This is a genomic window from Halomarina ordinaria, assembly GCF_030553305.1.
Taxonomy (GTDB): Archaea; Halobacteriota; Halobacteria; order Halobacteriales; family Haloarculaceae; genus Halomarina; species Halomarina ordinaria.
The window spans coordinates 1,634,178-1,659,861 of record NZ_JARRAH010000001.1; the positions used below are offsets into that span (position 1 = coordinate 1,634,178).

A 25,684-nucleotide genomic window follows, 5' to 3' on the forward strand; every position below is an offset into this window, starting at 1 on the left:
CCCTGTCGACGGGTGGTCGTATGGGTTACGATGGCGACGGGGTGGGCGAGCCGTGCGAGGGGGTGGCGACCGGCCTCACTCCAGGGCGCGCCGGTCGCCCGTCCCGCCGGTGAGGGCGCTCGCGAGCGCCCCGAGGACGACGACGTCGTCGCCGAGCGTCGTCAGTTCGACCTCGGGAACGTTCACCATCACCTCGTCGGCGAGGTGTTCGCGGATGGGGTCGAGGACGAGGTCGGGGTTGTTGAGCGCGACGGCGCCGCCGACGTAGACGACCAGCGGCGCGAAGGCGTGACAGACGTTCGCCACGCCGAGGGTGTTCCACCGGCCGACGCGCTCGACCACCTCGGCCGCGAGGGGGTCCGACTCGACCGCCTCGAAGACGGTCGGCGCGTCGAACTCGGGAGAGGAGAGCGGGAGGTCGGTCGGCACGTCGTCGGCCTCGTGGACGTACCGGGCGTAGCGGGGGATGTTGTTGCCCGAGCAGTACGCCTCCCAGTGGCCGTCGTGACCGCAACCGCAGGTCATCCGCCCGTCGGGGTCGATGGTGAGGTGGCCGACCTCGCCGGCGTTGCCGTCCCACCCCCGCAGGACGTGGCCGTCGACGCTGACGCCCGCGCCGACGCCCGACGACATCGTGAGGTAGACCATGTCGTCGGGGTTCCGGTCGCTGAAGAAGCGCTGTCCGATGACGCCCGCGTTCGTGTCGTTGTGGAGGTAGACCCGGTCGGTGTCGACGAGGTTCGAGAGCGGTCCCGTCAGCGGGATACGGTCGATGGACTCGGGGAGGTTCGCCGGGTCGACGACGGCGCCCTCCGTCAGGTCGAGGGGACCGAACGACGCGACGGCCGCCGCCGACACCGACGCCGGTGCGAGGCCGGCGTCGTCGCACGCCGCCCGGACGACCGAGAGCACCGCCTCCGTCACCGCGATGCCCGTCGGACCGTCGGGCGTCACCTCGCGGCCCCGCCCCAGTACCGTCGCCTCGCCGTCGGCGACGACCGCCCGGACGTTCGTCGCCCCGAGGTCGACGCCCACGTAGTAGGCCATTGTGCGGATAGGCACGCTCGCCGCACTTAAAAGTCAAGACATTATTTCGACTCCGGGTAAACGCTTCACCCGGCTACTCGTTCGAGGGGAGTTTCGGGACGAGCCAGGAGAGCAGGGCGTCCTCGCTCCGCGTCTGGAGCCAGATTCGGCCGGGGCCGGTGAACGTACAGACGAGGCCCTCGCCCGAGAAGAGCGTGGACTTCAGCCCGCCGACGCGCTCCACCTCGAAGCCGGTCGACCCCTCGAAGGCGACGATGTGGCCCGTGTCGACGGTGTACTCCTCGCCGGCGGCGAGGTCGCGTTCGTGGATGGCGCCGTAACTGGAGAGGTAGGCCTGGCCGTGCCCCTCCAGCCGCAGGAGGAACAGCCCCTCCCCGCCGAAGAAGGTCCGGCCGCCGCCGAACTCGGTGTCCATCTCGATGTCCTCGTCGCCGGCGAGGTACGACCCGGACTGGACGAACAGCGGTTCGCCCGCGAGTTCGTGGGCGACGACGTCGCCGGGGAGCGGCGGTGCGAGCGTCAACTCGGTCGACTCCTGCGCCGAGAACGTGTTGAGGAAGAAGCTCTCGCCGCCGAGGACGCTGCGCTTGAGCGACCCGAGCAGGCCGCCGCGCGCCTGCGTCTCGATGTCGACGCCGGGACCGTAGCTGACCATCGCGCCGGCCTCCGCACGGACCGCCTCGCCCCGGTCGAGGTGGAGCGTGAGGAGGCTGTAGGAGGGGCTGTAGTCGATGTCGTGACGCATACGCCGACTCTCTCGTCACGGAGCATAAATCTCCCCCCGGTCAGTCGAGTCGGTCGTCGCTCGGTAACGTAAACGGCGGCACCCGACGGCCGTCGACGTCCACGAAGTCGTACTCCCCGGCGAGCGCTCCCGTCTGGAGCACCTCGCCGCTCTTCTCGGCGACGTCCGGGTCGGTCGCCAGCGCGACCACCGCCCGGCCGACGTAGCGCGTCGACTCGGTGCGCGCCAGGTCGGGGTGCTCGTGGGCCGTCGCGTCGTCGACGCCGTACTGCTCGCGGAGGTACTCGGTGCGCATCCACCCCGGCGCGAGCGCCAGCACCGTCACGCCGCGCTCGCGGAGGTCGAGCGCCATCCCGTAGACCATCCGGGTGACCGCGTGCTTGGCGACGTCGTAGGGGACCGCCCCGAGGTAGCGGTCGCGGTCCCACGCCGTCGTGTTGACCACCAGCGCGCCCGCACCCAGGAGGGGTGCGGCGTGCGCGCTCGCCGTGAAGTGCGCCCGGACCCCGGCGTCGAACATCCGGTCGTACCGGTCCATCGGTTGCTCCCAGAACGGCGCGTCGAACGGCTCCTCGTCGTAGCCCTCGTAGCCGCCCCAGACGTTGTTCACCAGCAGGTCGAGGCCGCCGCGCTCGGCGGCGACCCGTTCGAACAGCGCCGCCACCTGTCCGTCGTCCGTGTGGTCACAGCGGACGGCGACACCCTCGCCGCCGGCTTCGTCCACGAGTCGCGCCGTCTCGTCGACGGTCCCCGTCCCGAGGTCGGTGGCGACGTGGTCGCCGGCGCTCCGGCCCGTCACGTAGACGGTCGCACCCGCCGCGCCGAGTTCGACGGCGATACCCCGCCCCGCGTTACGACTCGCGCCCGTGACGACGGCGACGCGCCCGGCCAGCGGTCGCTCGTCGCCTCCCTCGCGCGTGTGGTCACTCATGGCACGCCGGAGGCGACGGCGGGGGAAGACGGTCGCGCCTGCGGGGGAGCTATCACCCGACCGCCCGAACGAGACGTATGATTCAGCCGGACCTCTCGGGTCGCACCGCGCTCGTCACCGGCAGCGCGTCGGGTATCGGTCGGTCGTTCCTGCTCGCGCTCGCGGAGCGCGGCGCGGACGTGGCCGTCCACTACAACACGAGCGACGAGGCGGCCCGCGAGGTGGCCGCGACGGCGCGGGAGTCGGGCGTCGCGGCGACGGCCGTCGGGGGCGACGTCACCGACCCCGACGCGGTCGACGAGGTGTTCTCGGCGGTCGAGGCCGACCTCGGGTCGGTCGACGTCCTCGTGAACAACGTCGGCCGGTTCGCGCCGAGTCACTGGGCGGACATCGACTGGGAGGCGTGGAACGGGGTGCTGGAGACGAACTTCAACGGGACCGTCCTCTGCTCGAAGCGCGCGCTCGGCCCGATGCGCGAGGCGGGGTGGGGGCGCATCGTCAACGTCGGCTACGCCTCGGCGGAGAAGGGGCTGGTCAGCCCGAAGAACTTCCCGTACTTCGTGGCGAAGGCGGGCGTCCTGATGTTCACACGGATGCTCGCGGCCGACACGCAGGACGACGGTGTCACCGTCAACGCCCTCTCGCCGTACGTCGTCGAGAACTCCGACGAGTTCCCCGAGGACGCCCCCCGGGGTCGGTGGGCGACCTACGCCGACCTGCACCAGGCGCTCCTGTTCTTCTGCGACGAGGGGAGCGAGTACGTCAGCGGCGAGAACGTCGAGGTCGACGGCGGGTGGCTCCCGGAGTCGGTCTGACCGGTCGGCACCGGGGATAGGTTGAGGGTCCCCGCGCCCGTAGTGTGACACCTGTACCTGCTCGCGTCCGACCACCACGCCGCACTCGTACTCAATGGCAACCCTCGACGACATGGACTCCGACGCACCGACACACCGTACACACGGCGCTCCGGGCGGCGCGCGGCGACCGGCCGACCGCCTCCGGCGTCGCTGGACGCTCGCGGTGGGGGCGGGCGTCGCCGTCATCGTCTGCGGCGCGCTGGCGCTCGCGGCGGTTCGGACCCCCGTGACCGGCCTCTGGTGGATACTCGGCGCCGGGGCGGTCCTCGTCGTCGAGGCCTCCCTGCTGTGGCGCGGCCTCGACGCGAACCGGACGACCCGCGAGGCCCCCCTGCTGCCGACGCTCGGCCTCGCGAACGGCCTGACGCTGGTTCGGGGACTGGCGCTCGCGGCCGTCGCCGGCTTCCTGCTCCTCCCGCGACCGGTCGGGGCGCTCGCGTGGGCGCCCGGCGCGCTGTACGGGGCGGCCGCCCTGCTCGACCAGGTCGACGGCCGCGTCGCGCGGGGCTACGGACGGACGACGCTCCTCGGCGAACGCCTCGACATGGCCTTCGACACCGTCGGCCTGCTCGTCGCGCCCGTCCTCGCCGTCCGCTACGGCCAGCTCCCGGTGTGGTACCTCGCCGTGAGCGCCGCGCGCTACGTCTTCCTCGCGGCCCTGTTCGTCCGGCGCCGTCGGGGGCTCCCGATACACGACCTGCCCGAGAGTCCCGTCCGGCGGCCGCTGGCGGGCGTCCAGATGGCGGTGGTGGCGCTCGCGCTCTCGCCCGTCCTGGGCCCACCGACGACCACCCTGCTCGCCACCGTCGCGATGGTCCCGTTCCTCGCGGGGTTCGCCCGCGACTGGCTGGCCGTCAGCGGACGGTCCCCTCGATGAGGTCCGGGACGCGCTTTCGGAACAGGGCGTAGACGGCGGCGAGCGCCACACCGGCGAGACAGAGGTAGCGAACCGCCCCGTCGAACAGGACGATGCCGGGGAGCGCGAAGCCGACGGTGAGCGCGAGGTCCTCGGGCGCGCCGTCGTAGCGCACCCAGCGCCGGGCGCGCAGCCACCGGCCGGCGGGGTGGAGGTACACCGCCCGGTCGGTCGTCCGCTCCCACGGCCTGAGTTCCTCGCCCGCGCCGACGGCGTCGGAGAGGGAGTGGACGGCGGCCGCGAGGAGGAAGCAGGCGGCCGCGACGCTCGCCGTCGACGGGGCGAGCGCGGCCCACGCCAGCGCGGGGAGCGCGCCGACCCAGTAGAGCGCGGGGAAGTGGAGCGTCCGGCGGTGCGTGCCGACGAGGAGGTCGAGGTCGGGGAGGACGCCGCCGGCGAGGCCGGCGAGCGCGCCGACGACGGCGAACTCGGGTGCGAGGACGACCAGCGACGAGGCCAGCGTCACGCCGACGGCGGCGTGCGTGGTCACCATCATCGGGCGGACCTACGGAGGGTGCGGGTAAGTAGCCGCCGCCGCGGCGAGACACCGCCGCGAGGGATACCCTCATGAACGTGTGCGCCGTACTGTCACGGTATGGCCACGACCACCGCAAACCGGTTCGCGCTCGACACCGCGACCCTCTCGGGAGTGCACTGGCTCGCCATGGCGCTGGCGGCCATCACCGGCGTCATCCACCTCGTCCTCGGCGTCAGTTTCGCGCCCGAACCGCTCGGCATCTCGTTCCTCCTCGCTGGAATCGGCTTCTTCGCGGGCATCGCGCTCGTGCTCGTCGACTACCGCCGGATGCTGGTGTACGTCGCCGGCGTCGCGTTCACCGCGGTCCAGGTGCCGCTCTGGTACTGGCTGAACTACGTCGGGACGGGCCAGACCCTCGCCGAGGTGGGGACCATCGAGGTCGTCGACAAGGTCGCACAGCTCGTGCTCATCGTCCTGCTGTTCGTGCTCATCAGCCGGGAGGAGTAGGGACTAGTCCGACGCGCCGAACGCACCACCGAACGCCACGCCGAGCGCCACGCCGAACGACAGCCCGACGGGGAGCCAGAGACCGATGTCCCCCGTCGCCGCCCCGACGGAGGCGCCGATAGCCACCCCCACCGCGATGCCGAGGCCCATCCCGGTCGCGAGGGCCGACTCCTCGTCGGCGTCGCCCGTGTCGTCCGGGTCGCTCGCATTGTTCGCGTCGCGGGAGCCGTCGGTACGCACGCCGTCACCCCCGCGGGTAGCGACGGCATCCCGTCAGTTCTCCTCCAGCGCGTCGATGGCGACGGCGGCGGCGACGATGGCCTCCCGGGGGACGTCGCCCGTCTCCCCGATAGTCACGTCGTAGACGTCACGCAACGAGAAGCGTTCCTCGATGGTCCCGACGACCTCGCCGTCCGCCCCGGTGACGGTGTAGGTGTGTGGCAGGAGGCCGAAGATACCGGAGAGGCTCTTCAGCGCCATCACGACGGCGCTCTCGCTCTCGATGCGCGCCCAGCGTTCGCCCTCGGGGCTCCGGAGGGTGTAGGCGTGTTTGAACAGCGTGAACTCCTTCTCGATGACGCCGAAGGTGTCGCCGCTGCGCTCGTCGACCAGCGCGTACTCGCCGGCCACGTCGAGGAGGTTCCGCGCCTTGATGCGGAAGACGACGTCGCCGTCCGGGTCGGTGAACGGGAAGTCCTCCTTCACCTTGAACAGCTTCTGTTTGCCCCGCAGGACGGTCCGTCCCGACGAGTCCTCGACCGCGTACTTGTTCCGGACGAGGCTCTGTCTGACGACGTAGTTGTCGTCCGAGAGGTCGACACCGCCGACGACGTCGCGCGCGCTCGGTTCGCTCATGGGCGGTGATAGTCCCCGATATCGTAATAAATCAGAGGGGTGCCGAAGGTCACTTCGTCCCGCTCGTCGTCGCGTGCGTATGAGCACAGGAGCGACCAGCCCGCTTCGCATCGGCCTGCTCGGCACCGGCTTCATCGGGACGCGCGTCGGCGACCAGCTCCACGGTCACCCCGGCGCGACCGTGACGGCCGTCACCGACGTCGACGGGGCGGCGCTGTCGAGTGCCGGCGACACCTTCGGCGTCCCCGGGGAGCGACGGTACACCGACTACCGGACGATGTTCGCGGAGGCGCCGCTCGACGCCGTCGTCGTCGGGACGCCACACACCCTCCACTACGAGCAGATAGTCGACGCGCTGGACGCCGACCTCCACGTCCTCTGTGACAAACCGCTGACGACCGACCTCGGCGACGCCCTCGACGTGCGCGACCGGGTCGAGGCGAGCGACCGGACGCTCATGGTCGGCTACCAGCGCCACCTCAACCCGGCGTTCGTCGCGGCGCGCGAACGCTGGGCCGAGCGCGACCCGCGGTGGCTGACCGCCGAGGTCACGCAGGACTGGGTCGACCGCTTCGAGGGTACCTGGCGCCTCGACCCCGACCTGAGCGGCGGGGGGTACCTCTACGACACGGGCAGTCACCTGCTCGACGCGCTGCTCTGGACGACGGGGCTGACGCCGACGGCCGTCTCCGCGCGGATGTCGTTCGTCGACGACGAGCGCCGGGTCGACGAGCGCGCCGACCTGACGATACGGTTCGCCGAGGGGGCGACGGCCTCCGTCTCGACGTTCGGGGCGGCCCCCTGCACCCGCGAGCACATCCACGGCTGGGACGACGACGGCGCGCTCTACCTCTCGGGCCGGGAGTGGGAGCCGCGCGACCTGCTCGAGATAGACGCCGAGAGCGGCGAACACCGCCCGTTCGTCGACCACAGCGCCGTCCGGGACAAGGGCGAGGCGTTCGTCGCGGCCGTCCGCGGGGAGCGCCCGCCGCCCGCGACGGTTCAGGACGGGGTGCGCGTCACCGCCGTCACCGAGGCGGCCTACGAGTCCGCCCGCGAGGACGGGGCGTGGGTGGACGTCGACGCCGACCTCGCGGTGGGGACGCGAACGGGGCGCTGAACCCCTCCGCGAGGGGTTCCGGGTCGGTGCTGTTTCCCGCCGAGTGAGTCGTGTAAACAGGCGTCTCCGGGGCGTTGGCGGGCCGCAGCCGCACCCGCGGCACGTGCAGACCGACAGGGTTTCACCCCTCGCCCTCTTGGCCCACACGATGAAGGAGTTCATCGAGGTCCGTGGGGCTGAGGAGCACAACCTCAAGGACATCGACGTGACCATCCCACGGGAGTCGTTCACCGTCGTCACCGGGCTCTCCGGGTCGGGGAAGTCCTCGCTCGCGTTCGAGACCATCTACGCGGAGGGCCAGCGCCGCTACATCGAGTCGCTGTCGGCGTACGCGCGGAACTTCCTCGGCCAGATGGACAAGCCGCAGGTCGAGGCCGTCGAGGGACTCTCGCCGGCCATCTCCATCGACCAGAAGAACGCCGCGAACAACCCCCGCTCGACCGTCGGGACGGTCACCGAACTCCACGACTACCTCCGCCTGCTGTACGCCCGCGTCGGCACGCCTCACTGCCCCGAGTGCGGGCGCGAGGTGGGCGAGCAGAGCGCCCAGAACATGGTGCGGCGCATCCTCGACCTCCCGGAGGGGACGCGCGCGAAGCTCGCCGCGCCCGTGGTGCGCGACCAGAAGGGCGCCTTCGCCGACCGTTTCGACGACCTCGTCGCGCAGGGCTACGCCCGCGTCGAGGTCGACGGCGAGGAGTACGACCTCACCGTCGAGCGCCCGGACCTCGACGAGAACTACAACCACACCATCGACGTCGTCGTCGACCGCGTGAAGGTGTCCGAGGGGGCGCGCTCGCGCATCACCGACAGCGTCGAGACGGCCCTGGAGGAGGCCGACGGCACCCTGAAGGTCGTCCTCCCCGACCCCCCCGAGGGGGTCGAACTGGGCGGCGCGACGACGCGCGCGACGGGCGACCTCGCGGGCGCGGGCGACGACCGCCTCGTCGTCACCTTCTCGGAGGCCCTCGCCTGCACGCACTGCGGCATCGACCTGCCGGAGATAGAGACGCGCAGTTTCTCGTTCAACAGCCCCCACGGCGCCTGCCCCGCCTGCGACGGTATCGGCGTCACCAAGGAGGTCGACGAGGACCTGGTCATCACCGACCCCTCGAAGCCCCTGAAGGACGTCTTCGAGCCGTGGAGCTACTCGCGGTCGTACTACCGCCGGCAACTCGACTCCGTGGCGGCGCACTTCGACGTCTCGCTCTCGACGCCCTTCGAGGACCTCGACGAGGCCGTGCAGGACGCCTTCCTCCACGGGACCGACGAGGACGTGCTGTTCAAGTGGAGCACGAAGAACGGCATCCGCCGCAAGGAACAGCCCTTCGAGGGCGTCGTCGGGAACCTCGAACGGCGCTACGTCGAGACCGACAGCTCGCGCGCCCGCGAGCACATCGAGGGGTACATGGCCGCGACGACCTGCTCGGCCTGCGACGGCACCCGCCTCAAGCCCGAGTCGCGCGCCGTCCTCGTCGACGGGACGGCCATCACCGGGGTCAACCGCCTCTCCATCGGCGACGCGCTCGGCCACTTCGAACACCTCGAAGCCGACCTCACCGACCGCGAGCGCACCATCGCCGAGGAGATACTGAAGGAGATACGCGCGCGCCTCGGGTTCATGTGCGAGGTCGGCCTCGACTACCTCACGCTCGACCGGGAGGCCTCCACCCTCTCGGGCGGCGAGAGCCAGCGCATCCGGCTGGCGACGCAGATCGGGTCGGGACTGGTGGGCGTGCTGTACGTCCTCGACGAGCCGTCCATCGGCCTCCACCAGCGCGACAACGACCGCCTGCTGAACACGCTCGAGGAGCTTCGCGACCTCGGGAACACGCTGGTCGTCGTCGAGCACGACACGGAGACGATGTACCGCGCCGACACCGTCGTCGACATGGGCCCGGGCCCGGGCAAGCGCGGCGGCGAGGTGGTCGTCAACGGCGACGTCGAGGAGGTGATGGCGACGGAGGCGTCGGTCACGGGCGACTACCTCGCCGGTCGGCGGTCGATACCCGTCCCCGAGACGCGACGCGAGCCGACGGGGACGCTCACCGTCCGCGGCGCGCGCCAGCACAACCTCCGCGACCTCGACGTCGACCTCCCGCTGGGGACGTTCACCGCCATCACGGGCGTCTCCGGCTCCGGGAAGTCCACGCTCCTCCACGAGATACTGTACAAGGGACTGGTCCGCCGGATGAACGACACGGACGTCGCGCCGGGCGACCACGACGACATCGAGGGCATCGAGGACATCGAGAACGTGCGGCTCATCGACCAGTCGCCCATCGGGCGCACCCCGCGCTCGAACCCCGCGACCTACACCGGCGTCTTCGACTACGTCCGCGAGCTGTTCGCCGAGACGAAGCTCTCGAAACAGCGCGGCTACGAGAAGGGCCGCTTCTCGTTCAACGTCAAGGGCGGGCGCTGCGAGGAGTGCGGCGGGCAGGGGACCGTCAAGATAGAGATGAACTTCCTCTCGGACGTCTACGTCCCCTGTGAGGAGTGCGGCGGGGCGCGCTACAACGACGAGACGCTCGACGTCACCTACAAGGGGAAGACCATCGCGGACGTCCTCGGGATGGACGTCGACGAGGCCTACGAGTTCTTCGAGAGCCACACCGGCATCCGCCGGCGCCTCCAGTTGCTCCGCGACGTCGGCCTCGGCTACATGCGCCTCGGTCAGCCCTCGACGACGCTGTCCGGCGGTGAGGCCCAGCGCGTCAAACTGGCGGAGGAGTTGGGGAAGAAGGACACCGGCGACACGCTCTACCTGCTCGACGAACCGACGACGGGGCTGCACTCCGAGGACGAGCGCAAACTCATCGACGTGCTCCAGCGCCTCGTCGACGGCGGCAACACGGTGGCCGTCGTCGAGCACGAACTCGACCTGGTGAAGAACGCGGACCACGTCGTCGACCTCGGCCCCGAGGGCGGCGAGAAGGGCGGGGCCGTCGTCGCGCAGGGGACCCCCGAGGACGTGGCGGCGAACGAGGACTCCCACACGGGGCGCTACCTCCGCGACCTGCTGCCGGGCGTCGAACTGGAGGGGCCGCGCGCGCACCGCCCGGCGACGCCAGCCGCGAGCGACGACTGACCGGCGACGCCGCGACCGACCGCGCGTGACGGTCACGTCGCGGCGGCACAACGACCTTTGCCGACGGCGACGACGACCGAGCCATGCAGGTCGCCGTCCTCACCGAACCGGGCGAGTTCGAGTACCGCGAGCGCGACCGACCCGTCCCCGACGCCGACGAGGTGCTGGTCCGCGTCGGCGAGGTGGGTATCTGCGGGTCCGACGTCCACTACTACGAACACGGCCGCATCGGCGACTACGTCGTCGAGTCGCCGCTCGTCCTCGGCCACGAGGCGGCGGGCGAGGTGGTCGAGACGGGGCGCGGGGTCACCGGCCTCGCGTCCGGCGACCGCGTGGCGATGGAACCGGGCGTCCCCTGCCGGCGCTGCGCGTACTGTTCGCGCGGCGAGTACAACCTCTGTCCGGACGTGACGTTCATGGCGACGCCGCCGGACGACGGCGCGTTCGCGGAGTACGTCGCGTGGCCCGCCGACTACTGTTACCGCCTCCCCGAGAGCGTGAGCACCCGCGAGGGGTCGCTCTGCGAACCGCTCTCGGTTGGCATCCACGTCTGTCGGCGCGGCGCGGTCGGACTGGGCGACAGCGTCCTCGTCACGGGGGCGGGGCCCATCGGCCTGCTCGTCGCCGACGTGGCCCGGGCGGCGGGCGCGACGGACGTGCTGGTCGCCGACCCCGTCGACCGGAAGCGCGACCTGGCGAGCGCCCGCGGTGCGGACGTGACCGTCGACCCGGCTGACCTGACCGAGGCCGTCGCGGCGCACACCGACGGTCTCGGCGTCGACGTCGTCGTGGAGGCGTCGGGCGCGCCCTCGGCAATCGAGGGGACGCTCGACTGCGTCCGTCGCGGGGGGCGGGTGGTGCTGGTCGGCCTCGCCAGCGAGTCGACGGCGTCGCTCGACACGCTCGCGCTGGTCGACGACGAGATAGACGTCCGGGGGTCGTTCAGGTACCGCGACACCTACCCGGCGGCCGTCTCGCTGCTGGCCGACGGGAGCGTCGACGTGGCGGGGCTCGTGGACTTCGAGGCGTCCCTCGCCGACCTCGGGTCGGCGTTCGAGCGGGCGCGCGACCCCGAGACGGTGAAGGGGCTGGTCGAGGTTACAACTCGACGGTGAGTAGCGAGCGGTACTGGCCGTCGACGAACTCGACGCGCGTCGCGCCGTCGAGCGACGCCGTCTCGCCCTCGGGTCGCTCGCGTCGACAGGGGTTTCCGGCCCGCGTGCGACTGACTAGCGATGAGTCGTATCTACGCCGCGCTGGGGTCGACCGTGCTCGTGGCCGACGGCGACCCGGGCGAGTGGCACGTCACCGACCGGACGCCAGACCCGAGCGTCCGGTGTCTCGCGGCCGCCCCGGAGCGTCCCGAGCGCGTCCTCTGCGGGACGGGCGAGGCGGGGCTCCACCGCTCGACGACCGCCGGCGAGACCTGGACGCGCGTCGGCGAGGACGCCCTCCCCGACCGGGTGACCGCCCTCGCCGTCTCGCCGGTCGACCCCGACGAGGTGTGGGCGGGGACGGAACCGAGTCGCGTGTTCCGGTCGACCGACGGCGGCGAGACGTGGACCGAGCGCGAGGGGCTGACCGACCTCCCCTCCGCCTCCGAGTGGTCGTTCCCGCCGCGCCCGCACACCCACCACGTCCGCTGGCTGGAGGTCGACCCGACCGACGCTCGACTGTACGTCGCCGTCGAGGCCGGCGCGCTGGTCCGGTCGACCGACGGCGGCGAGACGTGGCTCGACCGCGTCCCCTCCGGTCGGCGCGACACCCACTCGATGGCGACGCACCCCGACGCACCGGGACGGGCGTGGGTGGCCGCCGGGGACGGGTACGCCGAGACGGCCGACGGGGGCGACACCTGGACCCACCCGCAGGAGGGTCTGGAACACCGCTACTGCTGGAGCGTCGCCGTCGACCCCGACGCCGAGACCGTCCTCCTCTCGTCGGCCCGGAGCGCCCGGACGGCACACACGCCCGGCCGCGCGGAGACGTACGTCTACCGGCGGGTCGGTGAGGGGAGGTGGGAGCGCTCGATGGACGGCCTGCCCGAGGCGTCGGGGCTCCTCAGACCGGTGCTCGCCGCCGGCGCGCCCGGGGAGTTCTACGCGCTCACGAACCGTGGGCTGTTCCGCTCGGTCGACGGAGGCGAGACGTGGATGGGACAGGTGTGGCCCTGGAAACCGGGCTACGAGCGCCAGGCGCCGCGCGCCCTGCGACTCGTCTGAGCCGAACCGAGAAGTATTCACTCCGTCGTGAGGAAACGGGAGTAATGCACGACTTCATCGTCGTCGGTGCCGGCCCGGCAGGGTCGCGCTTCGCGCGACGGGCGGCCGAGGCGGGCCGTGACGTGCTCGTCTTCGAGCAGGGCGAAATCGGGAAGCCCCTCGCCTGTTCCGGCCACGTCAGCCTCGACCTCTGGGAGTACGTCCCCGAGGGCGCGCGCGCGGACCTCTTCCAGAACGACATCTACGGCGCGCGCTTCCACCTCGGGGGACCGGAGACGCCCGGCGAGGCGTTCTACAAGCGCGAGGTCATCTCGAACGCCGTCGACCGCGTCGGTCTCGACAGGACGCTCGCGCGGGCGGCGAGCGACGCGGGCGCGGACGTCCGGGACGGCCACACCGTCACGAACGTCTCCGAGGAGCGTGACCGCGTCGTGGTGACCGTCTCCGGGCCGGACGGCGTCGAGACCCACGAGGCGCGCGTGGTGGTCGGCTGCGACGGGCCGCGCTCGCGGGTCCGCCGCGACTGCGGCCTCCCCGAACCGGGGGAGTTCCTCCACGGCGTCCTCGGGTTCGACCCCGACCCCGATAGCGAGGACTTCGTGGACGTCCACCTGACGGTCCCGCGGTTCTTCGCCTGGCGCATCCCGCGCGGCGACGGCGGCGTCGAGTACGGCCTCGCGTGCGCGCCCGGCGACGACGTCTCCGGCCGGTTCGACGCGCTGTGCGACGCCTACGGCGCCGACCTGGACCGTCGCTGTTCGGGGCTCATCCCCATCGGCCCGCCGAAACGGGTGACGGGCCGGCGGAGCCTCCTCGTCGGGGACGCGGCGGCCCAGACCAAACCGTTCACCGGCGGCGGCATCCTCTACGGGATGCGCGCGGCCGACCACGCGGCCCGGACCGTCGACCCCGAGCGCCCGGAGACGCTCGGCGACTACGAGCGGGCGTGGCGCGACGACCTCAGGAACGAGATACGCCTCGGTCACCTCGTTCGGCTGGGCTACTCCGTCCCGAAGGCGGTCCAGAAACTCGGGCTTCGGACGCTCTCGGGGGAGATAGCGGTCCACATGGACGAGCCCTCGACGCTGTTCTCGCGCGAGCAGTTACGCGCGTTCGTCGGTCGGTAGCGAGCGGGCGAGAGCGGTCGAACGGCCGCGACGACGCCTCGTCGCCCCGTTTCGCGGCGAAATCGTCTGACGCAAGAATTATTGTCGCCCCGACCCCCTCCCGTGCTATGGGTCTGATGGACAAGTTGATGGGGGGAACAGGGACGCGAAGCACCGACGAGTACGTCGAACTCGACCTGGACGACTTCGAGACGGAGGTCGAGTCGGACGCCTCGGGGATGCAGGTGCGTATCGCCAGCATCGGCGGGCAACAGGACGTCATCGCCATCAAGGACGCCATCTACGACGGCGACCTCGTCATCGCGGACATCACCCGTCACACGACCTCCGACCGCACGATGGAACACATCACGGACGAACTGAAGCAGGTCGCCCGCGAGGTGGGCGGCGACATCGTCCAGAAGGACGACGACCAGCTCATCATCACCCCCACGGACGTCACCATCAGCCGGACGAAACTCTGAGGCGCGGCCCGCGCGACTGCCCCGTCTCTCACTCTGCTCCCGCGCATCGGCCGCTCCCGACGGACGACGAGACAGCGAGTACCCCCGCCTTCAGCAGCCTTATCCGCCGCCCTCGTCTCGTTTCGGACGATGACACAGGCCATCCGTGTCCGTGACCTCCGCAAGGAGTACGGCGACGTCCGGGCGCTCGATGGGCTCTCGCTCGACGTCGAGGAAGGGGAGTTCTTCGGGCTGCTCGGACCGAACGGCGCCGGCAAGACGACGTTCATCAACGTCCTCGTCGGCCTCGCCCGCGCGTCCGGCGGCACCGCCGAGGTGTTCGGCCACGACGTGGAAGCCGACTACCGCGAGGCGCGCGACGCCATCGGCCTCGCCCCCCAGGAGTTCAACGTCGACCGCTTCTTCCCCATCGTCGAGGTGCTCGAACACAAGGCGGGCTACCACGGCGTCCCGCCCGCGGAGGCGCGCGAGCGCGCCGAGGACGCCCTCCGAACGGTCGGCATCTACGACAAGCGCGACACCCGCTTCGACTGGCTCTCCGGCGGCATGAAGCGCCGGTTCGTCATCGCGCGGGCGCTCGTCTCCGACCCGGACCTCCTCATCCTCGACGAACCGACCGCCGGCGTGGACGTGGAACTCCGGCGCGACCTCTGGGACCTCGTCCAGCGGCTGAACGACGAGGGGACCACCGTCCTGCTCACTACCCACTACATCGAGGAGGCCGAACGCCTCTGTGACCGCGTCGCCATCGTCGACAGCGGACGGCGCGTCGAGGTGGCGAGCCCCGACGACCTCCGGGCACGCGGCACCGACGAGTTGACCGTCACGCTCGCGGGGCCGCCGGCGACCCGCCCGACGCTCGACCACGAGCGTATCTCCGGCGTCGAGTGGGACGGGGACGTCCTGCGCGTTCAGGCCGCCGGCGCGGGGCGGGTCGCCCCGGACGTGCTCCGGGCGCTCGACCGCGCGGGCGAGCGCGTCGTCGACGTGTCCATCCGCCGGGCCTCCCTCGAGGAGGTGTTCGTCGAGTTGACCCGACGCGACGAGGAGGGCGGCGACGGCGAGGGGGAGGGGGAGGGCGAACCCGAGCGCGCGGAGGTGACGGCGTGAGTCCGTCCGGCCTCACCGGCTTTCGCTCCCTGTTGCGCCGGGAGATACTGCGGTTCGTCCGCCGGCCGCGGAACACGTTCCTCCCGCCGGCCATCACGAACGTCCTCTACTTCGCCGTCTTCGGCGTCATCCTCGGCTCGCGCCTCTCGGGGGTGAGCGGCGACTTCGGCTACATCGAGTTCGTCCTCCCCGGGCTCGTGGTACTCGGCGTGGTGTCGAACGCCTTCGAGAACGCCTCGTTCTCCATCTTCCACGGCCGCTGGAACGAGTACATCAACGAGACGCTCACCTCGCCGCTGTCGTACACCGCGATGGTGTTCGCGTACGTCCTCTCGAGTTCCCTGCGCGGCCTGCTGGTCGGCGCGCTCGTCTACGCCATCGGCTACCTGTTCGCGCCGGTCGTGCCCGCCAGACCGCTCTACCTCCTCGGGTTCGCCGTCGTCATCCCCGTGCTGTTCTCGGGGCTGGGCGTCATCGGCGGCCTCTGGGCGCGGGACTTCGACTACCTCACCGTCCTCACGCAGTTCATCCTCCGACCGCTGGTGTTCTTCGGTGGCGTGTTCTACTCGCTGTCCGTGTTGCCGGAACCGTACTTCACGCTCTCGTTGCTCGACCCGCTCGTCTACATGGTCGACGGGATGCGCTACGGCGTCCTCGGCTACTCCGAACTCGACCCGAACCTGTCGCTCGCCGTCCTGACGGCGCTGGCGCTCGCCGTGCTGGCGGTCGACGTGGCGCTGTTCAAGCGAGGATACGGACTCGTCGATTAGACGTCGGGGGCGTCGTCCTGCACCGCGTTCTTCATCGACTCGCGGCGGCTCTTGGCGTCGCGGCCGGTGCAGTCGAGCAGGAAGGTGTTCTTCATCGAGACGGCCTCGCCGGCGGCCTCCAGGTCGTCTGGCGAGAGGTCGGCCGGGTCGGCCTCCTCGAACTCGACGGCGAGGGTGTCCTTCTTGCCGCTGTACTCGACGGCGCCGGCGACGATGCGGGTGAAGACGGGGTTGTCCGGTTTCTCGACCACGTGGAGGTCGCTGCCCTTGTACTCCTCGGTGGTCGTGATGGGGCCGAACGTCTCCGCTATCTTCGCCTCGAGGTCCGGGACGCGCTCCTCGAGGTGTTCGCCGCGTCGCATCTTGTACTCGCGCATGGCAGTCAGTAGGTGAGGGGAGGTTTAGGGATTCCGTTCAGCAGTGCCGAGGTAGCCCACCCGGCACTCGGGGCAGGCGTCGCCCGCCCGGAGCGAGGTGGCGAACGCCTCGACGGCGTAGCCACAGGACCCGCAGACGTACGTCACGTCCGGGTCGGAGGCGGGGCCGGCGGCGGGTTCGACGCCGGGGGCGAGGTCGGCGTCGACGTCCGGGTCGGACCCCGGGTCGTCGGCCTCGTCCGGACCGCCCGTCAGCACCTCGACGCCCGTGTCCCCGGTCGGCGACGCCGCCCCGGTGTCCTCGACCGTCCCGGCGTTCGCGTCGGTCGTACCGTCGGGGTCGTCCGCGTCGTCCGCGAGCGCGTCGGAGGCGGCGTCGGCACCGGCGTCGGCGTCCACCGCCTCCGGGTCGAGCCCGGCCGCCTCCGCGACCGTCGGGCCGTCGTCGTCCCGCCGGGCCTCCGAGAGCAGTTCGTCGGGGTTCCACGGGCGGTAGCCGTGGCCCTCCTCGGCGGGCCACTCGCCGTACTCGCGCTCCTCGGGCGCGTCGGTGAGGATGACGGCGTCCTCCTCGGCGGGGTCCGGCGGGTCCTCGCTCCCGTCGTCGGGGCCGTCTGGACCGTCGGCCTCGTCGGGGGCCTCGGGGTCGCTCGGGGCGTCCGTCCCCGTGTCAATGTCCGTGTCAGTGTCCGTGTCCGTTTCCCCCTCACCGGGTTCGTCACCGGCGTCGAGGACGTCCTCGTCCACGACGGCGGTGACCTCGGTGTTCTCCGAGATGACCCGCTCTGCGCCGCAGTGCTCGCAGACGACGACTTCGCGGACCGAGGTGACCACTTCGCTCCCGCGTTCTTCGCGCTCACGGTCGAGTTCGGCGTCGCCGAACTCGTGCCCGAGCAACGAGCATTTGAGAGCCATTGTCGGGAACTACACCCCGTCGGACGTATAAGCGTACCTCTCCGGGGGACAGGTTAAGAGCCGTCGCGTGTTATCGGGGCCTATGCGTGCAAAGCGTGAGTTCCGGAACCGTGACGCGACCCAGGTCGCGGTGCTCGACGCCCTCGTCGAGCGCGGGAGCGAGGGCATGACCGTCCTCGAACTCCGCACCCGCGTCGACGCGGAGATAGACGCCCTCGACGACGCGCTCACGACGCTGAAGACCGACGGCCTCATCGAGGCCGACACCCGCTCGAACGACCGCGTGGTCCTCGTACCGGCCGCGCACGTCGTCCCCGAGGGCGACGAGGAGGCGGAACCGTCGCTGGTCGAGCGCCTGCGCGACCGCCTCCCGTTCTGACCGCCCCGGAGGGAGCCGTCCGACCGCACCCGCCGGTCCCGGGAACCGCAGGCGTCATCAGGCGGCGCGGCCAAGACCGAACGATGACCGTCATCGAGGACGTCCACGCCGACCACGGTGCGACGTTCACGGACCACGGCGGCCGCCGCGTCGTCGCCACCTACGGCCGCACCGACCGGACCCACCGCGCCGTGCGCAACGGCGTCGGCGTCATCGAACTCGGCTACGGTATCCTCGAGGTCACCGGCGAGGACCGCGTCGAGTTCGTCGACAACGCCGTCTCGAACCGCGTCCCCGACGACGACGGCCGCGGGGTCTACTGCCTGCTCTGTGACCCCCAGGGCGGCATCGAGGCCGACCTCTACGTCTACAACGCCGGCGAGCGCCTGCTGGTGTTCTGTCCGCCCGACCGCGCGAGCGAGGTGCGCGAGGACTGGGCGGGCAAGACGTTCATCCAGGACGTCTCGGTTCGCGTCGCCACCGACGACCTCGCCGTCTTCGGCGTCCACGGGCCGATGGCGACCGAGAAGGTGGCGAGCGTCCTCAACCACGCGGGCGCGCCGGAACCCGAACTCGCCTTCGTCCGCGGGTCGATGGCCGACGTGGGCGTCACCGTCGTCGCGAGCGACGCCTCGACCGGCGAGGAGGGGTACGAGGTGGTCTGTGCCGCCGACGCCGCCCCCGAGGTGTTCGACACGCTCCTCACCCGCGGGATGAACGCCGTCCCCTTCGGTTACGAGACGTGGAACGCGCTCACGCTCGAGGCCGGGACGCCGCTCTACCACACCGAACTGCGCGGGCGCATCCCGAACGTGGCGGGGATTCGAAACGCCCTCGACTTCGAGAAGGGCTGTTACGTCGGTCAGGAGGTCGTCTCGCGCGTCGAGAACGTCGGCCGCCCCTCGAAGCGCCTCGTCGGCCTCGCGTGCGACGCCGTCCCGGAGGCGGGTGCGGCCGTCTTCGACGGTGACGCGGCGGTCGGCGAGGTAACGCGGGGCGCGGACGCCGAGAGCTACGGCGGCCCCGCCGCACTCGCCTACGTCCCCTTCGAGTTCGACGGCGACCCGACGGTCCGCGTCGGGGGCGAAGAGCGCACCGCACGGGTCGTCTCGCTGCCGTTCGTCGAGGGGAGCGCTCGCTCGGCGCGCCTCCCGACGTACCCCGAGTGAACCGTCGGAACGGCCATCAAGACTTATATTGATACGAGAGACAGTACGAGCGAATGCGACGCCGTGCGCTGTCCGCCTGCGCGCTCGCCGCCCTCGTCCTCCTGGCCGGTTGTAGCGTCGTCACCGACGGCGGGAGAGAGGACTCGGCCGAGAACACGACGCCGGCAGACGTGCCGACCGACAACGCGACGTCGAACGGGACCGACGGAGAGACCCCCGGGACGAACGACAGTGACGACGGTGACGGCGATAGCGACGCCGTGGGTGCCGTCTCGCTCGTGAACCGCGACAACGCGAGCTACGAGGTGGAGGTGTACGCGGCGACGCCGGCCGTCGAGACGGTCAACGTCACCTACCGCAACGGGACCGTCGTCTCGCGGTCGCTCCCGGCCGACGCGAACGCGAGCGTCCGGGGGAACGTCTCGCTGGTGACGCCGGCGTCCTCGCTGGAGTGGAAGGCCTACAGCCTCGACCCGGAACAGTCGCTGAACGCGACGCTCCGGCCGCCGGTCGAGGAGTACAGCGTCGTCTACGTCGTCTACGGCGAACGGTACTACGAGGGGGCGACACCGGTTCGCTTCGGTCGCGTCGGCTGTGCGTCGAACGAGACGGTCCGGAACGCCACCGTCGCCGTCGGCGGCGAGAACGTCACCGCGAACGCGACCTGCGCGGCGTAGCGCGAGACGGCCCTCGGGTGCGACCGGTCCTCGACTCTTCTAGAACGTGGTGTTGTAGAGTTCGTCGCCGACGTGGTGGAGCGACTCGATGACCTTCCCGGAGTCGCCGGTGAGGTCGGCGCCGTCCTCGGTCGCGCGACCGACCGCGAGGACCTTCCCGTGGGTCTCCTCGGCGATGGCGACGAGGTCGCCGGCCGCGATGGAGTCGTCGGCCTCGGTGATGCCGGGGCGCATCACGTCCGCGCCGTCGCTGACGAACGAGACGGCCCCCGAGTCGACCGTGACGAGGTTACGCTCGGGCGGGTAGGCGTTCGCGCCGCGGACGGTCAGGAACGGGTCGTCGTCGAAGTAGACCACGACGGGGTCGCCGTCGACGAGGACGAGGTCGGTGTCGTCGTCGACGAACTCCACGCGTTCGAAGGCCTCACCGTCGAGCGAGACGCCGAGTTGCTCCTCGAGCGTCTCCGTGATGCGCGCGATCTCGTCGCTCCGGAGGTGGTGTCGGGACTTGACCTGCATACCGTCGTGTGTGCTCGCCGGTACGATAAAGCGCCCGCCTCGTCTGTCCGACGATCGAATCGTCTCACCCGACTGCGAAAAGGGATAAGTGTCGGGGAGCGTAGGTGGTGGTAATGTGGGGCACGCGGAACGGCGGAGACGGCGTCGACTGTCTGGCGTGCGGACGCACCGTCGAGCGTTCGGCGGCGCGGGAGTACGACAAGGAGGGCGACCGATGGTCGCGCCGCGGCAAGGACTTCGAGTACCTCTGTAAGACCTGCCACCGCGAGCTATGCCACCAGCCGCGGGACGAACTCGAAGGGCTGTTGCTGGACATCGAGCGCGACCGGCCGCGGGGCCAGCGCGAGTTCCTCCGGCGGTACAACGAACTGGTCGAGGACCGCTACGGCTCGCTCGAGGAGCGCGGGCGATAGCCACCGCCCCCGATACGACTAACTGGCCCCTTCTCTTAGCGCGCCTATGAGCGACCAGGCGGACCAGGCCGCGGCCGGCACGGCCGAGGGCCAGGGTCCAGTCGAAATCGACGAGGAACTCGCCCGTCACCTCCAGAACAAGCGCGAGGAACTCTTCGAGAAGTTCGAGATACGCGACGCGTTCCCGCAGGCCGTCATGGAGGAGGCCGAGCGCCGCACCGAGGGCGTCGTCGAGGAGATACAGGACGAGGTCGAGGAGCGGCGCGACCTGCGCGACCTGACGGCGTGGACGACCGACCCCATCGACGCCCAGGACTTCGACGACGCGCTCTCCATCGAGCGCGAGGACGACGTCTATCGCCTCTGGGTCCACATCGCCGACGTCACCCACTACGTCCACCCCGGCAGCGAGATGTGGGCGGAGGCCGTCGAGCGTGGCAACACCGTCTACCTCCCCGCCTACACCGTCCACATGCTCCCGCCGGCGCTCTCGGAGACGGTGTGCTCGCTCGTCCCCGAGGAGGACCGCCTCGCGCACACCGTCGAGATGGTCCTCGACGCCGAGACGCTCTCCTACGAGACCATCGACATCTACAAGTCCGTCATCCGGAGCGACGAGCGCCTCACCTACACGCAGGCGGAGAACCGCCTCGACGACCCCGACGCCCCGCTCCACGAGGAGTGTTCGCTCGTCTTCGAACTCGCCGACCGGATGCACGAACAGCGCAAGGAGGACGGCTCGCTCGTCCTCAACCCCTCGCGGGACCGCGCACACACCATCATCGAGGAGTGCATGCTGAAGGCGAACAAGGCGGTCACGCACGTCCTGATGTTCCAGCGCGGCGTCGAGGCGATGTACCGCGTCCACCCCCAGCCGACCCCCCAGGAGTGGGACCGCGCGCTGAAGGAGATACAGGAACTCGACGGCGTCTCCATCCCGAGCGACTCGTGGGACGACCCCCGGAAGGCGGTCAACGCCACGCTGGAACAGGCGCCCGGCCGCCAACTGCGCAAGATACAGCGCGCCGTGATGCGCGTCATGCCGCGGGCGAAGTACATGAACGACCCCTTCGGCGGCCACCACGCGCTCAACTTCGAGATATACGGCCACTTCACCAGCCCAATCCGGCGGCTCTCGGACCTCATCAACCACTGGATCGTCCACGAGGAGGACGTCCCCGAGGACCTCGTCGCGCTCTGTGACCGCGCCAGCGACAAGCAGAAAGACGCCGAGCGCTGCGAACGCGAGTACAAGCAGTTCCTCTCGGAGGTGGGCCTCGACGCCTACGCGGTGAACAACCGCGGGCTTCGCGTCGTCGAGGACGAGGAGGAGGAAGGGGACGGAACCGACGACGCTGACGTGGAGTCGGCCGCCGGCGAGGTGGAGTGAGCCGAAGACGGGACGACCCGCGCCCGTCTCGCGTCCGGAACGTCGACGAGCGACGGCTCACTCGCCGGTCGATGGACCCGCGCCGAGTTGCCGGAACAGGCCGAGCGAGTCGTACTCGACCCACGTCTCCGCCACCCTCCCGTCCTCGACGCGGTGGACGGCGATGGCCGTCAGCTCGACGGGTCGACCGGTCGGTTCGAGGCCGGCGAACTCGCCGGTGTGCGTCGCGCGCGCCGTGTAGCGGAGACAGACCCGGTCACCGCGGCCGAACAGGTCGTCGATGACTATCGTCTCGTCGGGAAAGCCCCTGTGGAAGGTCCGGAGTGCCTCCTCGAACCGCTCGGGGCCGCGCGCCTCGCCGGGGACCTGCGGGTCGTGTCTGACGTAGTCGTCCGCGAAGAACTCGGGGATGCGGTCGTAGTGCTGTTCGGTGACGATTTCCTCGACGAACCGGCGGACGAGGACCTCGTTGCGTCGCTCTCGCGATTGTCGTGTCGCCATGTCACCCACCGAAGCGACGGTAGGCGATGTGTGAGAATACCAGTTGCGTCGCCCCGTAACCGGACCAGTCGCCGTCGTCGTCAGTCGTCGTCAGTCGTCGCGGTAGCGGTGCGAGAGGAGACTCATCACGTCGGTGCCCTTCGAGAGGACGTGCTGTCCGGCGCGCATCGAGAACGCGACCGGGTCGCTCGCGAACCGCGAGAGGTACTCGTTGCCCTTGGTCTGGACCCGTGCGACCGTCCCCGGCGAGACCAGCTGGTTCGCCTCGTAACAGAACACCGGTTTGCCGGTCCGCTCGGCGATCTCGGTCGCCTGCCCGGGCGAACTCTCGACGAAGAGGGTGGCGCCCGTTCGCTCGTACACCTCCGCTTTGAACGCCGCGTGGTCCTCGCGCTCCTCGCGGGCCGCCTTGCTCGGCAGGTCCATCATGACGAGTTCGTCGTACTCGACGCCGTGTTCGTCCAGCCAGCGCTCGGTGTCCTCGCGGTAGCGTTCGAGGCGACAGGTGACGAGCCACCCGACCCGTTCGGTCGGGACGATTTCGGGGTCGACGGTGCGGATGAATTCGCGGTAGTTCTTCCCGTCGTCGTTCTCCTCGGGTGTCGGGTCCCGGCAGAGCACGCCGTCGATGTCGACACAGGAGTTCTTCAGCATCGGGTGGTGGAGCAGGTTCCACTCGAAGAAGCGGGGCTTGCTCACGACCTCCGACCAGTAGTCGACGTGGCGGTGGCCGTGCGTCGAGACGTAGAGCGCGGCGTAGCTGACCTCGAAGGGGAAATCGTGTTCGTCGAGACGGGATTTCGTCTCCTGCATCTGGCGACCCGTATCGACGGAGTCGTCGACGACGAGGACGTGGTCGACGTGCTCGAACTCGCGATGACCGTCGTAGCGATAACCGGAGCGCATGATGCGACCGTCGCAGAGGCCGTCGACGTCCGTCATCGGCTGGTTGCGGTAGAGACAGAGGAGGTTCGCCGCGAGCAGACCGCTCCGCGGAATCCCCACGATGAGGTCGATACTGTCCGGGAGCTCCGTCGCCAGCTCGCGGGCAGCGGCGTTCAGATCAGAGAGACTTCGGTAATTCATTATCGCATCAGTGTCATGATAACGGGAACGGCGTGAGTGTATAGGACTACTCTGATGCGAGTATTAATTCTTTTCCAATTTCCCCAACCCACAGTATGAACCTACCGACAACATATCCGACGGTCGTACGTTTTTTACAACTATTATCACCTAATTTCCAGACTCGGCGTGTAATCGAGGCGTTCTCGACGGACTCTCGGGTGGGTGTGCGAATCGTCGACGAGCGTCGATAGTGTCGGAATACCGCCAATTCAGTCGGTGTGCGGACCGTGAATCCAGCCGGGGAGTGCGTGCTCCGACGCGGTCGTACGTTCCAATCGCACATCTCGGGGCGACACGAGGGGGGACATCATGAGAATAATCGTCACGTCGTCCATACAGCAGCCGACACTGCTCTCGGCCCTTCGAGAAGTGCCGTCGGCGCGCATCATCTTCGAACAGCTGGACACGGTGGATTACGGGAATCGGGTGGGGACCTTCTGGGTCGAAGCGGACGACTACGACGTCTTCGAGGCCGCGATGGCCGACGACCCGACAGTGACGGCCGTCGAGTGCCTCGCGACGTTCAACGACCGGCGTCTCTACCGGGCAGAGCAGATGGGCGACGGACGGGAGCGAAGCGTCTACCCGACCATCGTCGAGGTGGGTGGCGTCATCCAGCGGATGGTCGGAACCAGCGAGGGGTGGGAGTTCCAGGTGGCGTTCCCGAGTCAGGAGGCCGCGTCGCGCTTCCACGAGGTGTGTGCCGACTACGACCTCGGGTTCACGCTCCTGCAGAAGTACGAACAGACCGAACTCGACGAGCCGTCGACCGACTTCGGCCTCACCGAGAAGCAGCGCCGAACGCTCGTTCGAGCCGTCGCAGAGGGGTACTACAAGGTGCCGCGGGACGTCGACCTCGACGCGCTCGCCGACGAGTTGGAGATATCACATCAGGCGGCGTCCGAACGCCTCCGACGCGCCATCGACATCCTCGTCCACAACACCATCTACACCCCGGACGACGAGGGAGCCGAGTGAGGCGTGCCGCGAGTCTACCGCGTATCGCGGTTTCCGAGTCGAAACCCGATTTCCGACTGCCGGACGCTCAGCCCTCCAGCGACGAGTGCGACACCGAGACAGACGACGACGGGGACGTGAAACAGCGTGGGTTCGGGCACATACCCGCTGGCCATCCCGAGTTCGACGACACCTGCGGCCCACACGGCCGCGAAGGCGACTGCGAAGTAGTCCGGTTCGTGCGTCCACACGTAGTGGAAGATAAACGCGCCTACAGAGACGACGCTGAGCGCGGCATTCGCGCCAATCCAGAGGAGGGCGGCGTCGACCATCGTGGTGGCCGTCCTACACGTCGTGCGAATATAGCTGTTCAGAGGAAACGCGGGCCCCACGTTCTGCGTTTACTTCACGAGCAAGATGGACCGTACGACAGCCGCGACTGAACGAACCTGTACCGTCACAGTATTTACCTTCAACCAGTCGAGACGTGAGGTATGTCGATAGAGGCGTCGGTCTTCGGGGCGCTGACAGGGGCTGTCGCCGGCGGACTTATTTCGTATTTCGTTTCATCGAAGGTGGCGAAGAAGCAGGCGAAGACGCAGTACAATTATCAAATACAACGAACGCGCCACGACTGGTATACACAGGCGAATACGCTCGCGGAGTTAACGGAGCATGACTGGTACGATGTCATGAATCAGAGCGAGGTCGACCAAGAAACTCAGCCTGCAGACCGATTCATACCCCGAATAGAAGAACTCCGAAACCACGCCGCCCGCGGGAAATCGCTTGACGTCAATGGGGACGTCGTGGACGGATTGGAGCAGTTAGCCGCTGACCTGAGTGCGGCACTTACCGTCATGGGTTCTGGGGATGACCTATGGATGATAGAACACGAGATGCATCCAGTTATCGACCAAGTGAGGGAGAAAGCGACACAGCGAGCTACTGAACTGGAGTAGCGAGCCGCCACCTGATGTGTCGAGATAGTGTTAAATTTGATATATTACGGTCAGAGG

General features: G+C 69.7%; 30 protein-coding genes. 18 read left to right on the plus strand and 12 right to left on the minus strand.

The window, feature by feature from the left end; genetic code table 11:
* Positions 1-75: 75 nt before the first annotated feature.
* The 3 genes from P1Y20_RS08880 to P1Y20_RS08890 all read right to left on the minus strand — a co-directional run bounded on the left by P1Y20_RS08880 (position 76) and on the right by P1Y20_RS08890 (position 2,723).
* Positions 76-1,047, minus strand: a complete 972-nt coding sequence (locus P1Y20_RS08880; RefSeq protein ID WP_304448307.1) for an ROK family protein — start codon at positions 1,045-1,047, stop codon at positions 76-78.
* Between the two features lie 73 nt (positions 1,048-1,120).
* Positions 1,121-1,792 carry a TIGR00266 family protein gene (locus P1Y20_RS08885; protein ID WP_304448308.1) on the minus strand — a complete coding sequence of 224 codons (672 nt, stop codon included), beginning with the start codon at positions 1,790-1,792 and terminating at the stop codon, positions 1,121-1,123.
* Between the two features lie 40 nt (positions 1,793-1,832).
* Positions 1,833-2,723, minus strand: a complete 891-nt coding sequence (locus tag P1Y20_RS08890; RefSeq protein WP_304448309.1) for an SDR family oxidoreductase — start codon at positions 2,721-2,723, stop codon at positions 1,833-1,835.
* 77 nt (positions 2,724-2,800) lie between these two features.
* On the opposite strand from P1Y20_RS08890, the gene P1Y20_RS08895 reads away from it, so the two are divergent.
* Positions 2,801-3,538 carry an SDR family NAD(P)-dependent oxidoreductase gene (locus P1Y20_RS08895; protein ID WP_304448310.1) on the plus strand — a complete coding sequence of 246 codons (738 nt, stop codon included), beginning with the start codon at positions 2,801-2,803 and terminating at the stop codon, positions 3,536-3,538.
* A gap of 94 nt (positions 3,539-3,632) precedes the next feature.
* On the plus strand, positions 3,633-4,457 hold the full coding sequence (locus P1Y20_RS08900; protein WP_304448311.1) for a CDP-alcohol phosphatidyltransferase family protein: 825 nt from the start codon (positions 3,633-3,635) through the stop codon (positions 4,455-4,457).
* Here P1Y20_RS08900 and P1Y20_RS08905 read toward each other — a convergent pair.
* The gene (locus P1Y20_RS08905) at positions 4,435-4,992 is read right to left on the minus strand and encodes a metal-dependent hydrolase (protein WP_304448312.1); all 558 of its coding nucleotides are present in this window, start codon (positions 4,990-4,992) and stop codon (positions 4,435-4,437) included. The genes P1Y20_RS08900 and P1Y20_RS08905 overlap by 23 nt on opposite strands.
* Positions 4,993-5,091: 99 nt before the next feature.
* Between P1Y20_RS08905 and P1Y20_RS08910 the strand changes: the two genes are divergently transcribed.
* Positions 5,092-5,481 carry a DUF7475 family protein gene (locus tag P1Y20_RS08910; protein ID WP_304448313.1) on the plus strand — a complete coding sequence of 130 codons (390 nt, stop codon included), beginning with the start codon at positions 5,092-5,094 and terminating at the stop codon, positions 5,479-5,481.
* A gap of 3 nt (positions 5,482-5,484) precedes the next feature.
* Here the strand turns inward: P1Y20_RS08910 and P1Y20_RS08915 are convergent, their stop codons facing one another.
* Positions 5,485-5,721 carry a glycine zipper domain-containing protein gene (locus P1Y20_RS08915; RefSeq protein ID WP_304448314.1) on the minus strand — a complete coding sequence of 79 codons (237 nt, stop codon included), beginning with the start codon at positions 5,719-5,721 and terminating at the stop codon, positions 5,485-5,487.
* Positions 5,722-5,754: 33 nt separating this feature from the next.
* Entirely contained in the window at positions 5,755-6,336 is a 582-nt protein-coding gene (locus tag P1Y20_RS08920; RefSeq protein ID WP_304448315.1) for an LURP-one-related/scramblase family protein, read from the minus strand.
* A gap of 79 nt (positions 6,337-6,415) precedes the next feature.
* Here P1Y20_RS08920 and P1Y20_RS08925 point away from each other — a divergent pair, with 79 nt between their 5' ends.
* From P1Y20_RS08925 to P1Y20_RS08960, 8 genes are all read left to right on the plus strand, one after another.
* The gene (locus P1Y20_RS08925) at positions 6,416-7,456 is read left to right on the plus strand and encodes a Gfo/Idh/MocA family protein (protein WP_304448316.1); all 1,041 of its coding nucleotides are present in this window, start codon (positions 6,416-6,418) and stop codon (positions 7,454-7,456) included.
* A gap of 148 nt (positions 7,457-7,604) precedes the next feature.
* Positions 7,605-10,547 carry an excinuclease ABC subunit UvrA gene (gene uvrA, locus P1Y20_RS08930; RefSeq protein ID WP_304448317.1) on the plus strand — a complete coding sequence of 981 codons (2,943 nt, stop codon included), beginning with the start codon at positions 7,605-7,607 and terminating at the stop codon, positions 10,545-10,547.
* Positions 10,548-10,630: 83 nt separating this feature from the next.
* On the plus strand, positions 10,631-11,662 hold the full coding sequence (locus tag P1Y20_RS08935; protein ID WP_304448318.1) for an NAD(P)-dependent alcohol dehydrogenase: 1,032 nt from the start codon (positions 10,631-10,633) through the stop codon (positions 11,660-11,662).
* Between the two features lie 120 nt (positions 11,663-11,782).
* A complete protein-coding gene (locus P1Y20_RS08940) occupies positions 11,783-12,769 on the plus strand; it encodes a WD40/YVTN/BNR-like repeat-containing protein (RefSeq protein ID WP_304448319.1) in 987 nt (328 codons plus the stop codon).
* A 44-nt stretch (positions 12,770-12,813) separates the two neighbouring features.
* A complete protein-coding gene (locus tag P1Y20_RS08945; protein WP_304448320.1) occupies positions 12,814-13,896 on the plus strand; it encodes a geranylgeranyl reductase family protein in 1,083 nt (360 codons plus the stop codon).
* Positions 13,897-14,003: 107 nt separating this feature from the next.
* Complete coding sequence (locus tag P1Y20_RS08950) at positions 14,004-14,360, plus strand: cell division protein SepF (protein ID WP_304448321.1); 357 nt, start codon at positions 14,004-14,006, stop codon at positions 14,358-14,360.
* 129 nt (positions 14,361-14,489) lie between these two features.
* Positions 14,490-15,470 carry an ABC transporter ATP-binding protein gene (locus tag P1Y20_RS08955; RefSeq protein WP_304448322.1) on the plus strand — a complete coding sequence of 327 codons (981 nt, stop codon included), beginning with the start codon at positions 14,490-14,492 and terminating at the stop codon, positions 15,468-15,470.
* Positions 15,467-16,240, plus strand: a complete 774-nt coding sequence (locus tag P1Y20_RS08960; protein ID WP_304448323.1) for an ABC transporter permease — start codon at positions 15,467-15,469, stop codon at positions 16,238-16,240. The genes P1Y20_RS08955 and P1Y20_RS08960 overlap by 4 nt, the downstream gene beginning before the upstream one ends.
* Here the strand turns inward: P1Y20_RS08960 and P1Y20_RS08965 are convergent.
* Positions 16,237-16,617, minus strand: coding sequence for a DUF5611 family protein (locus P1Y20_RS08965; protein WP_304448324.1), 381 nt, complete (start codon positions 16,615-16,617; stop codon positions 16,237-16,239). The genes P1Y20_RS08960 and P1Y20_RS08965 overlap by 4 nt on opposite strands.
* A gap of 24 nt (positions 16,618-16,641) precedes the next feature.
* The gene (locus P1Y20_RS08970) at positions 16,642-17,532 is read right to left on the minus strand and encodes a DUF7093 family protein (RefSeq protein ID WP_304448325.1); all 891 of its coding nucleotides are present in this window, start codon (positions 17,530-17,532) and stop codon (positions 16,642-16,644) included.
* Between the two features lie 82 nt (positions 17,533-17,614).
* Here P1Y20_RS08970 and P1Y20_RS08975 point away from each other — a divergent pair, with 82 nt between their 5' ends.
* The 3 genes from P1Y20_RS08975 to P1Y20_RS08985 all read left to right on the plus strand — a co-directional run bounded on the left by P1Y20_RS08975 (position 17,615) and on the right by P1Y20_RS08985 (position 19,757).
* Complete coding sequence (locus P1Y20_RS08975; protein WP_304448326.1) at positions 17,615-17,911, plus strand: DUF6432 family protein; 297 nt, start codon at positions 17,615-17,617, stop codon at positions 17,909-17,911.
* Between the two features lie 83 nt (positions 17,912-17,994).
* Positions 17,995-19,080, plus strand: coding sequence for a CAF17-like 4Fe-4S cluster assembly/insertion protein YgfZ (gene ygfZ / locus P1Y20_RS08980; protein WP_304448327.1), 1,086 nt, complete (start codon positions 17,995-17,997; stop codon positions 19,078-19,080).
* Positions 19,081-19,133: 53 nt separating this feature from the next.
* Positions 19,134-19,757 carry a hypothetical protein gene (locus tag P1Y20_RS08985; RefSeq protein ID WP_304448328.1) on the plus strand — a complete coding sequence of 208 codons (624 nt, stop codon included), beginning with the start codon at positions 19,134-19,136 and terminating at the stop codon, positions 19,755-19,757.
* Positions 19,758-19,796: 39 nt separating this feature from the next.
* Here P1Y20_RS08985 and P1Y20_RS08990 read toward each other — a convergent pair whose 3' ends face one another.
* Positions 19,797-20,276, minus strand: a complete 480-nt coding sequence (locus tag P1Y20_RS08990) for an RNA-binding protein (protein WP_304448329.1) — start codon at positions 20,274-20,276, stop codon at positions 19,797-19,799.
* Between the two features lie 113 nt (positions 20,277-20,389).
* Here P1Y20_RS08990 and P1Y20_RS08995 point away from each other — a divergent pair, with 113 nt between their 5' ends.
* Both P1Y20_RS08995 and P1Y20_RS09000 read left to right on the plus strand, forming a co-directional pair.
* Positions 20,390-20,689, plus strand: coding sequence for a DUF7562 family protein (locus P1Y20_RS08995; protein ID WP_304448330.1), 300 nt, complete (start codon positions 20,390-20,392; stop codon positions 20,687-20,689).
* A gap of 46 nt (positions 20,690-20,735) precedes the next feature.
* The gene (locus P1Y20_RS09000) at positions 20,736-22,079 is read left to right on the plus strand and encodes an RNB domain-containing ribonuclease (protein ID WP_304448331.1); all 1,344 of its coding nucleotides are present in this window, start codon (positions 20,736-20,738) and stop codon (positions 22,077-22,079) included.
* A 57-nt stretch (positions 22,080-22,136) separates the two neighbouring features.
* Here the strand turns inward: P1Y20_RS09000 and P1Y20_RS09005 are convergent, their stop codons facing one another.
* Positions 22,137-22,580, minus strand: coding sequence for an ester cyclase (locus P1Y20_RS09005; protein ID WP_304448332.1), 444 nt, complete (start codon positions 22,578-22,580; stop codon positions 22,137-22,139).
* Between the two features lie 90 nt (positions 22,581-22,670).
* Positions 22,671-23,666: an orotate phosphoribosyltransferase gene (locus P1Y20_RS09010; RefSeq protein ID WP_304448333.1), complete on the minus strand. Its 996-nt coding sequence runs from the start codon at positions 23,664-23,666 to the stop codon at positions 22,671-22,673.
* Between the two features lie 351 nt (positions 23,667-24,017).
* Between P1Y20_RS09010 and P1Y20_RS09015 the strand changes: the two genes are divergently transcribed.
* Positions 24,018-24,686 carry a helix-turn-helix domain-containing protein gene (locus tag P1Y20_RS09015; protein ID WP_304448334.1) on the plus strand — a complete coding sequence of 223 codons (669 nt, stop codon included), beginning with the start codon at positions 24,018-24,020 and terminating at the stop codon, positions 24,684-24,686.
* A 14-nt stretch (positions 24,687-24,700) separates the two neighbouring features.
* On the opposite strand, the gene P1Y20_RS09020 is transcribed toward P1Y20_RS09015, so the two are convergent.
* The gene (locus P1Y20_RS09020; RefSeq protein ID WP_304448335.1) at positions 24,701-24,997 is read right to left on the minus strand and encodes a hypothetical protein; all 297 of its coding nucleotides are present in this window, start codon (positions 24,995-24,997) and stop codon (positions 24,701-24,703) included.
* A 162-nt stretch (positions 24,998-25,159) separates the two neighbouring features.
* Here P1Y20_RS09020 and P1Y20_RS09025 point away from each other — a divergent pair, with 162 nt between their 5' ends.
* Complete coding sequence (locus P1Y20_RS09025) at positions 25,160-25,627, plus strand: hypothetical protein (RefSeq protein ID WP_304448336.1); 468 nt, start codon at positions 25,160-25,162, stop codon at positions 25,625-25,627.
* The last annotated feature ends 57 nt before the right edge of the window (positions 25,628-25,684 follow it).